The organism is Clostridium sartagoforme (assembly GCF_004794105.1).
GTDB lineage: Bacteria > Bacillota > Clostridia > Clostridiales > Clostridiaceae > Clostridium > Clostridium sartagoforme_B.
In genome coordinates, this window is sequence record NZ_SRYR01000012.1 from 11,684 (window position 1) to 25,125 (window position 13,442).

Annotated in this window: 15 protein-coding genes; all 15 read right to left on the bottom strand. The window is 30.6% G+C overall.

Features of this window, described 5'->3' with window-relative positions:
* Positions 1-21: 21 nt before the first annotated feature.
* The 15 genes from E5347_RS14650 to E5347_RS14720 all read right to left on the bottom strand — a co-directional run bounded on the left by E5347_RS14650 (position 22) and on the right by E5347_RS14720 (position 13,364).
* Positions 22-693, bottom strand: coding sequence for a response regulator transcription factor (locus E5347_RS14650; protein WP_136007976.1), 672 nt, complete (start codon positions 691-693; stop codon positions 22-24).
* 167 nt (positions 694-860) lie between these two features.
* Entirely contained in the window at positions 861-1,265 is a 405-nt protein-coding gene (locus E5347_RS14655) for an ATP synthase delta/epsilon chain alpha-helix domain-containing protein (RefSeq protein WP_136007977.1), read from the bottom strand.
* Positions 1,266-1,276: 11 nt separating this feature from the next.
* The gene (gene atpD, locus E5347_RS14660) at positions 1,277-2,668 is read right to left on the bottom strand and encodes a F0F1 ATP synthase subunit beta (protein ID WP_136007978.1); all 1,392 of its coding nucleotides are present in this window, start codon (positions 2,666-2,668) and stop codon (positions 1,277-1,279) included.
* A gap of 15 nt (positions 2,669-2,683) precedes the next feature.
* Positions 2,684-3,535: an ATP synthase F1 subunit gamma gene (atpG, locus tag E5347_RS14665; RefSeq protein WP_136007979.1), complete on the bottom strand. Its 852-nt coding sequence runs from the start codon at positions 3,533-3,535 to the stop codon at positions 2,684-2,686.
* Positions 3,536-3,718: 183 nt separating this feature from the next.
* On the bottom strand, positions 3,719-5,242 hold the full coding sequence (gene atpA / locus E5347_RS14670) for a F0F1 ATP synthase subunit alpha (protein WP_136007980.1): 1,524 nt from the start codon (positions 5,240-5,242) through the stop codon (positions 3,719-3,721).
* Positions 5,243-5,252: 10 nt separating this feature from the next.
* Positions 5,253-5,792, bottom strand: coding sequence for a F0F1 ATP synthase subunit delta (locus E5347_RS14675; protein WP_136007981.1), 540 nt, complete (start codon positions 5,790-5,792; stop codon positions 5,253-5,255).
* A complete protein-coding gene (locus E5347_RS14680; protein WP_136008033.1) occupies positions 5,792-6,274 on the bottom strand; it encodes a F0F1 ATP synthase subunit B in 483 nt (160 codons plus the stop codon). The genes E5347_RS14675 and E5347_RS14680 overlap by 1 nt, the downstream gene beginning before the upstream one ends.
* A 38-nt stretch (positions 6,275-6,312) precedes the next feature.
* The gene (atpE, locus tag E5347_RS14685; protein WP_136007982.1) at positions 6,313-6,543 is read right to left on the bottom strand and encodes an ATP synthase F0 subunit C; all 231 of its coding nucleotides are present in this window, start codon (positions 6,541-6,543) and stop codon (positions 6,313-6,315) included.
* Positions 6,544-6,605: 62 nt separating this feature from the next.
* A complete protein-coding gene (locus E5347_RS14690) occupies positions 6,606-7,304 on the bottom strand; it encodes a F0F1 ATP synthase subunit A (protein WP_136007983.1) in 699 nt (232 codons plus the stop codon).
* The gene (locus E5347_RS14695) at positions 7,305-7,667 is read right to left on the bottom strand and encodes an ATP synthase subunit I (RefSeq protein ID WP_136007984.1); all 363 of its coding nucleotides are present in this window, start codon (positions 7,665-7,667) and stop codon (positions 7,305-7,307) included.
* Positions 7,668-8,441: 774 nt separating this feature from the next.
* Complete coding sequence (locus E5347_RS14700; RefSeq protein WP_136007985.1) at positions 8,442-9,623, bottom strand: acetyl-CoA C-acetyltransferase; 1,182 nt, start codon at positions 9,621-9,623, stop codon at positions 8,442-8,444.
* Positions 9,624-9,740: 117 nt separating this feature from the next.
* Positions 9,741-10,892 (bottom strand): non-hydrolyzing UDP-N-acetylglucosamine 2-epimerase, encoded by a 1,152-nt coding sequence (gene wecB / locus E5347_RS14705; protein WP_136007986.1) that lies wholly within the window; start codon positions 10,890-10,892, stop codon positions 9,741-9,743.
* A gap of 242 nt (positions 10,893-11,134) precedes the next feature.
* Entirely contained in the window at positions 11,135-11,764 is a 630-nt protein-coding gene (gene upp, locus E5347_RS14710; RefSeq protein WP_136007987.1) for a uracil phosphoribosyltransferase, read from the bottom strand.
* A gap of 25 nt (positions 11,765-11,789) precedes the next feature.
* Complete coding sequence (rpiB, locus tag E5347_RS14715; protein ID WP_136008034.1) at positions 11,790-12,239, bottom strand: ribose 5-phosphate isomerase B; 450 nt, start codon at positions 12,237-12,239, stop codon at positions 11,790-11,792.
* Positions 12,240-12,314: 75 nt separating this feature from the next.
* A complete protein-coding gene (locus E5347_RS14720) occupies positions 12,315-13,364 on the bottom strand; it encodes an L-threonylcarbamoyladenylate synthase (RefSeq protein WP_136007988.1) in 1,050 nt (349 codons plus the stop codon).
* Between the last annotated feature and the right edge of the window lie 78 nt (positions 13,365-13,442).

Below are 13,442 nucleotides of genomic sequence, written 5' to 3' on the forward strand. Positions count from 1 at the left end.
AGCAATCACCTCCCTATAAATCTATTCAATAATATATCCTGAACCTATTTTAGTCTTAATAAACTCAATTAACCCTATTCCTTCTAGCTTCTTTCTTAGTCTTGTTATGTTAACTGTAAGAGTATTCTCCTCTACATATGAGTCAATTTCCCAAAGTCTAATCATAAGAGTATCTCTACTTACAACCTTCTTTTTATTTTCCATTAAGGTCTGTAAAATCCTAAATTCATTTCTTGTTAATTCAGCCTTATTTCCTTCATAAATTATAGTATTATCATTTAAATTTAATATAGCTCCCCTATATTCTAAAAATGGAACCTTGCCACCTAAGTCATACGTTCTACGTAATATAGCTTGTATCTTAGCCATAAGTACGTTTAAATCAAAGGGCTTAGATATAAAGTCATCTCCTCCCATATTCATGGCCATTATAATATTCATATTATCTGATGCTGAAGAAATAAATATAATAGGTATATTAGATATTTTTCTTATTTCAGTACACCAGTAATAACCATTATAAAATGGAAGCATAATATCTAATAAAATAAGATGTGGATTAAAATCAGTAAACTCAGAAAGTATATCTTGAAAATCCCTTACATACCTTACCTCATTTCCCCATGCCTCAATTTGATTTTTCATTAATTCTGCCATAGTCATATCATCCTCGACTATTAATATCCTATGCAAATAATCTCCTCCCCTATATACTTATTAATCCTATATTTAAACTCTTTCTCTTTCTTTGTGCAATGATCAATAACTATATTATACAGAAATATTTGTATTCATAGAATATTTATTTAAATATGCAAAAAAGCCACAGGGTTATTCCTGTAGCTTTTAATCTTATAACGTTAATCGTTTATACTTATAGTGTTTATTCTAGCGTTTGCTCTAGCTAAAGCTCTCTTAGCTCTTTCTACATCAACATCTTTACCTTGTTCTAATCTCTTTTCCGCTCTTTCTTTTGCACTTACTGCTCTAGCTTCATCTATATCTAATGATTTCTCTGCTGCATCACAACAGAATTTTAACTCATTATTATTTATATAAACTATTCCTGAGGATGTAAATAAAATTTCATTTCCATTCTCAGTTGATATAGTAGTTGTTGCTGGAACTGTGCTTATAATTATAGGAGCATGGTTAGATTTAAACTCTATCCTACCATCTGTTGTAGATGTAATAAGTCCAGTGCCTTCAAATACTAAAGGCTGACTACCTGGAGTAACTATAGTTATTTTTAATTTATTATCCATAGCTTCATCCCCTAACTTAAGGTCTTAGCTTTTTCTACAGCTTCTTCTACACTTCCAACGAAAAGGAAAGCAGATTCTGGTAAATCATCATACTTACCTTCTAGTATTTCCTTAAATCCTCTAACTGTTTCCTTTACTGGAACATATCTACCTTGCATTCCTGTAAATTGTTCAGCTACAGTAAATGGTTGAGATAAGAATCTTTGAACTCTTCTTGCTCTAGCAACTACCTTCTTATCTTCATCAGATAATTCATCAACACCTAAGATAGCTATTATATCTTGTAATTCTTTATATCTTTCTAGTATATTCTTAACTTCAGTAGCTACATCATAATGATCTCTACCTACTATTCTTGGATCTAATATTCTTGAGCTTGATTCTAATGGATCAACTGCTGGATATATTCCAAGTTCTGTAATACTTCTTGATAAAACTGTTGTAGCATCAAGGTGAGTAAATGTTGTAGCTGGTGCTGGGTCAGTTAAGTCATCTGCAGGAACATAAACTGCTTGAACAGAAGTAATAGAACCATTCTTTGTTGAAGTGATTCTTTCTTGAAGGGCACCCATTTCAGTTGCAAGTGTTGGTTGGTAACCAACTGCTGATGGTATTCTTCCAAGTAATGCTGATACTTCAGAACCAGCTTGAGTAAATCTAAATATATTATCTATAAATAGCAATACATCTTGACCTTGATCTCTAAAATATTCTGCCATAGTAAGACCTGTTAATGAAACTCTCATTCTAGCCCCTGGTGATTCATTCATTTGACCGAATACTAATGCAGTCTTATCTATAACTCCAGATTCCTTCATTTCATAATATAGATCATTACCTTCTCTTGATCTTTCTCCAACTCCTGTAAATACAGAAAGACCACCATGTTCTTTTGCTATATTGTTAATAAGTTCTTGTATTAAAACTGTCTTACCAACTCCAGCTCCACCAAATAGTCCAATCTTACCACCTTTTTGATATGGTGCTAAAAGGTCTATTACCTTTATACCTGTTTCAAACATTTGTGGTTCTAATGATTGCTCTTTAAAGCTTGGTGCTGGTCTATGAATTGGATATACTTCTTTTATATCTACTTCTCCAGCATTATCTATAGGATGACCAAGTACATTAAATACTCTTCCTAATACTTCTCTACCAACAGGTACAGAAATACATCTTCCCATATCAACTGCCTTCATTCCTCTTTTTAGTCCATCTGTAGACTCCATAGCTATAGTTCTAACTATATCATCTCCCATATGTTGCTCTACTTCAACAACTAAAATCTTATCTCCCATATCTATTCTGATTTCATTATAGATATTTGGTAGATCATCTGATTTAAACTTTATATCTACTACAGGTCCAATAACTTGAACTACCTTTCCTACTTTTTCAGGCACAGTAATCCCTCCTCATTATTTTTGAGCTTCTGCCCCTCCTACAATTTCTGATATCTCTTGAGTTATCATTCCTTGTCTTATCCTATTATACTTAAGATTTAATGATTGTAGGATATCATTTGCATTTTGTGTAGCCCCATCCATAGCTGTCATTCTAGCATTTTGCTCACTTACTTTTGAATGAAGCATAGCTCTTCTTATTTTACATTTAAAATATATATCTAAACTTGAATTTAAAACCTCTTCTAAACTAGGTTCTACTAAGAATTGCTCTGAAACTTCGCTATTTATTTCTATTGGAAATAATCTTTCTACTTTAACTTCTTGTTTTATTGCAGACTTAAATTCTGTATATACTATATTTACTTCTCCTACTTCACCGCTCTTGAACATATATATAGCATCATCATAGATAGCTCTTACTTCCTTAACAGTAGGTATGTCATGTATATCTACATATTCTCTTATGGTATCAAATCCATGTTTCTTAATATAAGATATTCCCTTACTTCCTACTACTACAATTCTAGCAGTGCTTTTATTATCTATAACTTCATTTAATGAACTTGCAACATTTCCATTAAAGCCTCCACAAAGACCAGTATCAGAAGCCATAACAATGTATAGCTTATCTAAATCATTAGAATTAGTGTTAAAGAAAGGACTTTCAAAATCTTCTGGTAATGTAGCTACTAAATTATGAACTATCTCTTCGCATAAATTATAGTAGTCTTCATTGTCATTTAATTCCTTCCTTGCTTTTCTAAGCTTAGAAGTGGCTACAAGATTCATAGCTTTTGTTATCTTTCTTGTACTTTCAACTGACTTTATTCTTCTTTTTATATCTATAAGTCCTGCTGATCCCAAGTTTCCACCTCCTAAAGAATGGGAGCTGCCTTAAAGCAGCCCTTTTACAATTGACAATTAACAGTTGACAATTAACAATTATTGATGTAATTCCGTAGGAATTACTTATAATAAATATATTTCAAAAACTCCTTGGGAGTTTTATCCTTAATTGTTCATTATTAATTAATAATTATTAATTAACTAGTTGTTTCCATTGTCTTGTAAGAATATTTTCTTAAACTCAACTATTGAATTTTCTAATTCTGTCTTTATATCATCAGTTATTTTCTGAACTTCTACTATCTTCTTTAATAGATCTCTGTTATGAGTATCCATATACTCTAGTAATTCTCTTTCAAATCTTCTTACATCACTAACTTTTATATCAGATAAGAAATCATTTACTGTTGCAAATAATATTACAATTTGATTTTCAACTGGCATAGGTGAGTATTGGTCTTGCTTTAATACCTCAACTAATCTCTTCCCCTTATCAAGTCTCTTCTTAGAATCTTTATCTAAGTCTGATCCAAACTGTGCAAAGGATTCTAATTCTCTATATTGAGCTAGCTCTAATCTTAGTGTACCAGAAACTTGCTTCATTGCTTTAGTTTGTGCATTACCACCAACTCTTGATACAGATATACCTGCATTAACTGCTGGTCTTTGACCTGAGTGGAAAAGATCTGATTCTAAGAATATTTGACCATCTGTAATAGAAATTACGTTAGTTGGTATATAAGCAGTAACATCTCCTGCTAAAGTTTCTATTATTGGTAGAGCTGTTAATGATCCACCACCATTTTCTTTAGATAGCTTTGCAGCTCTTTCTAATAATCTTGAATGTATATAGAATACATCTCCTGGATATGCTTCTCTGCCTGGCGGTCTCCTAAGTAGTAATGACATTGTTCTATAAGCCACTGCATGCTTAGATAAATCATCATAAATTATAAGTACATCTTTTCCTTTATGCATGAAATATTCACCCATACTACATCCAGCATATGGAGCTAAATATTGTAATGGAGCTGATTCTGAAGCAGTACCACTTACAATTATTGAATAATCTAAGGCACCAAATTCTTCTAAAGTATTAACTATATTAGCAACTGTTGATTGTTTTTGACCAATTGCAACATATATACAAATTACATCTTTACCTTTTTGATTTAAGATAGTATCTACAGCAATAGCTGTTTTTCCTGTTTGTCTATCTCCGATAATAAGCTCTCTTTGTCCCTTACCTATTGGAATCATAGAATCTATTGCCTTAATACCTGTTTGTAAGGGTTCATTAACTGAACTTCTATCTATAATACTAGGTGCTGGAACTTCAATAGGTCTATATCCTGAATTATTGATAGGTCCTTTTCCATCTATAGGTTCTCCAAGAGAATCTACAACTCTACCTAATAAAGCTTCTCCAACTGGAACTTCAACTATTTTATTAGTTCTTTTAACTATATCCCCTTCTCTAATGCCTTCTTCCGGTCCTAATAGAACACAACCAACATTATCTTGTTCTAGGTTTAAAGCCATTCCGAAAACTTTATTTGGGAATTCAAGTAATTCACCTTGCATACAGTCATCTAAGCCATATACTCTAGCTATACCATCACCTATTTGAATAATAGTACCCGAATCTATAGTCTTTATCTCTTTTTCGTATCTTTCAATTTCCTTCTTAATTATGGAAGTTATTTCTTCAGGCTTAATATTCATACCTTCACCTCTATTCTGTTTTAAGCATTAAATCTTTTAGTTCACTTAACTTTGATCTAATGGTTCCATCAATAACATCGTTATTAATTCTTACATAAATTCCACCTAAGATGCTTTCATCTATTTCTTGCTTTAAAATTATATGCTTATTATACTTTTCTTCAAGAGTCTTAACTAAGTTATTAAACTCTTCTTCTTTTAAAGGAACAGTAGTCTTAACAACACCAGTAATAGTATTTTTTCTCTCTAAGTCTATTTTCTCCATTTCCTTTAATTTTTCTTCTAAATAAAGTATTCTGTCCTTCTCTATAAGAATTAATAAAAACGATAATAATTCTTCATCTATATGACCTTTAAAGATATTAATAAATGTTCTTTTTTTCTTTTTAGTACTAATTTGAGGGTGCTTAATGACTTCATAGAAATCATTATTATTCTTAATAAGATCACATATTTCATGTAGATCCTGTAAATATTGTTGAACTTTTCCTTTTTCTTCTGCTACTTCATATAAGGCTAATGCATACCTACGGTCTAAATATTCATACATTATGAATTACCTACCTTAGTTATAAATTCTCCAATTATTTCTCTATTCTTTTCTTCATCTATATTCTTTTCAATAACCTTTTTAGAAAGTTCAATAGCTAAATCTATAGCTTCCCTCTTTAATTGATCTTCTACTTTTTCTTTTTCTCTATTTATTTCAACCTTAGCTCTCTCTATGATTGTCTTAGCTTCTTGATTAGCATCATTAACTATTTCTTCATATACCTTTTCAGCTTTTTGCTTATGTCTCTCAGTTATTAGTTTTCCTTCTTCTCTTGCATTCTTTAACATTCTTTCATTTTCTATAGCTATCATTCTAGCCTTTTCAGCTTCTTCATCAGCAAAATCTAATTTTTCATTTATTAGATTTTCTCTTTCATTTATAATAGCTTCTACTTTTGCAAAGAAGAAATATTTAAGCACTGCAAAAAGTATTACGAAGTTAATTATAGTGGCAATAAGGGTGCTAGGGTTTATTTCCATTAACATATATAATCGCCTCCTCTTGGAGTACTAAGGTACTATTTTACTCCAACGAATATTAAAAGGATTGATACTAATAAACCATAAATAGCTGTTGCTTCTGCAAAAGCTGCACCTAACATTAATGCAGTAGTTATCTTACCACTTGCTTCTGGTTGTCTTGCTATTCCTTCAACAGCTTTTCCTGTTGCGTTTCCTATTGCAATTGCAGCTCCTATACCTACTAATACAGCTATAGCTGCTCCTAATGCTCTCATTGATAATTCCATAATAAAATCCTCCTTAAATTAAAAACATTTTATAATTATAAATAATATAAACTTTAATAAAATTAATGCTCAGTCTCTCCTGAGTGCTCTGCTATCATTTTTATATTTATCATAGTTAACATAATAAATATAACTGTTTGAATACCACCATCAAAGATATCAAAGTACGCATGTAATGGTATCGGTATTCCAAGCTGCGCTATAAATCCTACATGACCTAAGGCCTCATAACATAACTCAACTAAAAAAGTTGCAGCAAGTATATTACCAAATAATCTTAGCGCTAATGAAACTGGAAGCATTATTCTTTCTAATATATTTATTGGTGTTATTATTGCAAGAGGAACTGTATATCCTCTAAAATAACTTTTTAAACCATACTTTCTAATAGTGTAATATTGAACCATATAGAAAGTTATTAATGCTACACCTACTGTTACACTAAAACTCTTTGTTGGTACTGGGAGTCCAATTAAACCAATTAAATTCATAAATAATAAGAATACTGCTAAGCTTCCTATAAAGGGAATAATATCTAAAAATTCCTCCCCCATATTAGCTGTTACTACATTTTTAAATGTAGTATAAATAGACTCTACCACCACTTGCTTTTTATTAGGTCTAAGTTTCATATTCCTTGTTGCCCATATTGCAACAGCTGCAATAATAAGAATAGTTATCCATTGCATTACTACTTCTGGTACTATATCAATTTTCATGGGCCCTACATAAAAAGACCATATCGGTTCTAGAGGTTCCACCTAATCACTTCCTTTCCCATTCCTAACCCAATAGATTACTACAAGTAAAAAATGGGTTAAATATCCTGAAATATATGCTAAAAGTTGTATTAAATTATGTAAAAATGGCAATGCTATTAAAACAATAATAGTTATCCTTATAAAATAACTAAGAGGTAGTAGTAGTTTTTTGCTTTTTAGCAAAGAATATTCAATAAATATTCCACTTACTATGGTATTTACTAAAGATACCATTAATCCTAGAAAAAAAATAAGGGCCACTTTTATATTAAAGCTAAAGGATAATGCAAGTACAAAAATGAAGCCTGCAATTAAATCATATTTTATCATCTTAAGTATAACTACTTTCATTTCTCTACTCATTTTATCCCCGCCTTCAACTAACTCCTGTTATTATAGACCTATGTAAATATTAATGAAAACTTCAAATTCTGCCGTATTAAGTATTAATTACTAGTTTAATATGATTACATCAATTTAAAATTGAATTGCTTAAGTAAATTCATTATCTTTTCATTTTTCTTAAAATATAGTTATAAATATTAATTTCAATTCAGTTTTCTGAAAATTCATCTTACTTACTATATATCATTTGAAACACTGTTAACATTTACAATTTATTATTTTTGTAATAACAAGCAATTTTTTTAATATTGTTATAGTTAAATTAAATATATGTTGATAATTGTTTGTTTTTATAATAATAATTATGCATAATTGCTTTTCAAAAAATTCATTTAATTTATTTTATATTTTTCACATATTTATATATCCATAATTATTATTATCTTAATTTATCATAATAATTCAAGAATATCTCAATATTAAATCAAAACTCTTAGAATACCTCAATATTAAATCAAAACTCTTAGAATATCTCAATATTTAATTATAATTCTTAATATATCTCAATATTGGATCATAATCCTTAAAATAAAGCCTCCAAATAATGTAAGATAAATTTTAAAGACTTAAAATCGCTTTACATATATTATTAGAAGCTTTTGTTTTTTTTACTATTATATTAATATCGCAAAATAAAAAAACTAGACAAAGTCTAGCATTAAAAATACTATATCATATATATTAAAATGGATGTATCAAACATTTTCAATTTTGATACATCCTAAATATTAATTATTTTCTTTCAACTATAAGAGCTGTTCCCATTCCTCCGCCTATGCAAAGTGTTGCTAAACCTTTTTTAGCATCTCTTTTTTGCATTTCATGAAGTAATGTAACTAAAATTCTTGCACCTGATGCTCCAACTGGATGTCCTAATGCTATAGCCCCACCATTTACATTTACTTTGCTCATATCAAATTTTAAATCTTTAGCTACAGCTAAACTTTGAGCTGCAAAAGCTTCATTAGCTTCTATTAAATCTAAATCTTCAATCTTTAAATCAGCAACTTCTAAAGCTTTCTTTGTTGCATGGAAAGGTCCATATCCCATTATAGCTGGATCTAATCCCTTTTGTCCGTAAGATACTATTTTAGCCAAAGGTGTTAATCCTAGTTCCTCTGCTTTTTCAGCACTCATAACTACAAATGCTGCTGCTCCATCATTTATTCCTGATGCATTAGCTGCGGTTACTGTACCATCTTTTATAAATGCAGGCTTTAACTTAGCCATTCCTTCTATTGTAGCTCCGAATCTTGGGAATTCGTCTGTGTCAAATACCTTTGGCTCTCCCTTTCTTTGAGGAATAACTACTGGTACTATTTCATCTTTAAATCTTCCAGACTTAATTGCTGCTTCAGCTTTTAATTGAGAATTAACTGCGAATTCATCTTGTTCTTCTCTAGTTAAGTTCCACTCTTTAGCTATGTTCTCAGCTGTAACTCCCATATGATAATCATTAAAGGCATCCCATAATGCATCATTTATCATTGAGTCAACCATTTTTCCATCGCCCATTCTTTGTCCCCATCTAGATGACTTTAATAGGTATGGAGCTTGTGACATATTTTCCATTCCTCCAGCAACGATAATATCAGCATCTCCTGCTTTTATTATTTGTGCTGCTAAAGAAACTGTTCTAAGGCCTGATCCACAAACTTTATTAATTGTCATTGCTGGTACTTCTACTGGTAATCCTGCTTTAATAACTGCTTGTCTAGCAACATTTTGACCTAGACCTGCTTGTATAACATTTCCCATTAATACTTCTTCAACTAACTCGCCTTTTACTCCGGCTCTATTTAAAGCTTCTTTGATTACTAATGCACCTAAATCAGCTGCTGATACATCCTTTAATGCTCCTCCAAAAGAACCTATAGCTGTTCTTACTGCACTCGCAATTACGACTTCTCTCATATTTATCTCTCCTTTTTATAAACTATTATAAATTGTCAAACTTGTTAAACAATTAACACAACTTAATTATACCACTTTATTCCTTATTATCAACCCAATTATTCTAAATTTTCTATATTATCTTAAAAATTCCTCAATTTCTATTTTTCTTAAATCGAAATAATTTTCTATAATATCAGCTATTCTCTTAGATGCAAAGCCGTCTCCATATGGATTAGCAGCCTTACTCATCTTTAAATATTCTTCTTCATTATTAATTAATGTGTTTGCACTATTCACTATCTTATCAATATCAGTTCCAACTAACTTAACAGTTCCATACTCAACAGCTTCAGGTCTTTCAGTAACATCTCTTAATACTAAAACTGGCTTACCTAAATGAGGTGCTTCCTCTTGTAATCCACCTGAATCAGTCATTACCATAAAGCACTTATTCATTAAATTATGTGTTTCCTTTGTATCTAATGGTGGAAGTAAATGTATTCTTTCTTTTCCTCCAAGTTTTGCATTAACTACATCTTTAACAACAGGATTTAAATGAACAAGATATACTAACTCTACATCTTCATTTTCTTCCACAACTTTATTTAAGGCATCACAAATATTTTCAATTCCTTGACCCCAGTTTTCTCTTCTATGAGCTGTTATCATAATAACCTTTTTATTTTTAAAATCTATCTTATTTAAAAGTTCATTTTCAAAAACATAATCTTCTTTAACTGTATGAAGCATTGCATCTATAACAGTATTTCCTGTAATAAATACTTCCTTTTCATTTATGCCTTCTCTTAAAAGATTTGATTTTGAACCTTTAGTAGGTGCAAAATGTAAATCAGCTAAAGAACCTGTTAATTTTCTATTCATTTCTTCTGGAAACGGAAAATACTTATCAAAAGTTCTAAGTCCAGCTTCAACGTGACCAACTTTAATTTGTTGATAAAAAGCAGCTAAAGCTCCTGAGAAAGTTGTTGTTGTATCACCATGAACTAATATCATATCTGGTTTTTCATTTGCAAATACTTCTTCTAGTCCTTCTAAAACCTTATTAGTTATGCCTGTTAAAGTTTGCTTACTCTTCATTATATTTAAATCAAAATCGGGCTTTATATCAAATAAACCTAAAACTTGATCTAACATCTCTCTATGTTGAGCTGTAACACAAACTTTAGAGTCAATACCTTCTCTTTTTTCTAATTCTTTAACTAAAGGAGCCATTTTTATTGCTTCTGGCCTAGTCCCAAATATAGTTATTATTTTCTTCTTTTCCATTAAAGTGTCCTCCTGATAAGGCTGTTTAACAAGCAGCCAAATTCTTAATTTATCTTTTTACATTATACGATAGCACATTTATATATTTATTATCTGTATTCTATTAAGTTAATTATACACATAAGCTAATAAATAAACAAATATTTATATTCCTAATATTTACAATAACCCATTAGAATAAAAAGAGCTATGGAAACATTACAATTTCCAATAGCTCTTCTTTATAAATATACTATTTTATACTATTTAGTTCCAAATAGTCTATCTCCAGCATCTCCAAGTCCAGGAACTATATATCCATTTTCATTTAACTTTTCATCTATTCCAGCTACATATATATCAACATCTGGATGTGCATTTTGAACAAATTCAATACCTTCTGGAGAGCTTATTAAGCACATAAGTCTTAAATTCTTAGCTCCTCTTTTCTTAAGCATTGTTATTGCATCTGCAGCTGAACCACCTGTAGCTAACATAGGATCTACTACTATTACATCTCTTTCAGCTATATCTTGAGGTAATTTACAGAAGTATTCTACTGGTTGAAGTGTTTCTTCATCTCTGTATAATCCAATATGTCCTACCTTTGCAGCTGGAATTAACTTAAGCATTCCATCTACCATTCCAAGACCTGCTCTTAGTATTGGAACTATAGCTACTTTCTTTCCTGAAAGCATTTTGCACTTAGTTTTACATATTGGTGTTTCTATTTCTACTTCTTCTGTGCTTAAGTCTCTAGTTACTTCATATGCCATTAGCATTGATACTTCTTCAACTAATTCTCTAAAGTCCTTTGAACCTGTTTCCTTATTTCTTATAAATGCAAGTTTATGTAGTATTAGTGGGTGATTGATTTGAGTTACTTTGCTCATTTTACTCCTCCTATGGAATCATATATTATTTATTATATTTTTTTTCAATTTCAGCTATTTTATCAATTCTCTTTTGGTGTCTTTCACCTTCAAATTCTGTGTTTAAGAAAGTTTTAACTATATCTATAGCTAATCCAGGTCCAACTACTCTTTGACCTAGTGTTAATATATTTGCATTATTATGTTCTCTTGTAGCATGAGCGCTAAAAGTATCTGAACATAAAGCTGCTCTTATTCCTGGAACCTTATTGGCAGCTATGCCTATTCCTATACCAGTACCACAAATTAATATTCCAAGGTCATATTCCTTAGCTGCTACTGCTTCTGCTACTGGAAGAGCATAATCTGGATAATCACAAGATTCTGTAGAATTAGTTCCAAAATCTTTAAATTCATACCCTTCCCTATTTAAGAATTTCTTAATTTCTTCTTTTAGTTCAACTCCACCATGGTCAGAGCCAACTGCTATTTTCATCATTAACAATCCTCCTAACTGTAATATGATAATCTATATAATAAAAAAAAGGAAAGGTTCCCCCTCCCTCCCTAATTATACTTCTATAATATTAAAACCTGCTGCTTTATTTAATCTATTCATTATTGCTAGGCCAACACCCTTTTCTTCAAATGCTTGACATAAAATTAAATCAACTTTTATATCATCACATTTTCTAAGAGATTCAAATAAATTCCTAGCAACTTCATTAAGGTTATTTTCACTTCCAAGAGAAATAGTTTCTCCTAAAGGAAACTTACTTTTAAACTCTTCTGTTGATAATATAGCTACTCTTTTTTTATTATCTATATAATTTTGTACTATTTCATTGATTTTTTCAATAGTTTTTTCTCTATTTCCCTTTATTATCTTTAATTTTGCCTTTGGAGCATAATGTCTATACTTCATTCCAGGAGCCTTAGGCTTTAGATTTTCATCAGGTTTTCCTTGAATAGCCTTATCTATTGTTATTTCATTGCATATCTCTTTTAACATTTCTAAAGTTATTCCACCTGGTCTTAAAACAACTGGTGGCATAACAGTACAATCAACTATAGTTGATTCCACTCCAACATCACTTTGCATTCCACCTAAAATATAATCAACTTTACCATTTAAATCTTCAATACATCTTTCTACATCAGTAGGACTTGGTCTCCCTGAAATATTAGCAGATGGGGCTGCTATTGGACATCCTGATAATTCAATTAGCTTTAATGCTATTTCACTATTTGGCATTCTTATCCCTACTGAAGATAAATTAGCGCTAGTTCTATTAGGTATTATATCTTTTTTATTTAAAATTATTGTTAAAGGTCCTGGCCAGAACTTATCCATAAGCTCTTTTGCAACTTCAGGCACATATTCAACTAACTCATCGATTTCTTTAGAAGCTACATGAACTATTAGTGGATTATCTTGAGGTCTTCCCTTTGCTTGAAATATTTTTAAAACTGCAGCCTCATTTAAGGCATTAGCCCCAAGGCCATATACAGTTTCTGTTGGAAAGGCTACTAGTCCTCCATCATATATAATACTTGCCGCTTCTTTTAAGTATTCTATATCATTATTAATATTATTAATAATAGCCACCTTTGTTTCCAAAAGTAATTCCTTCTTTCATATATATTTATTCCATCGCTACCATTGCTAATACTCTCATCTTCTAAAAGTGGGAGCTAA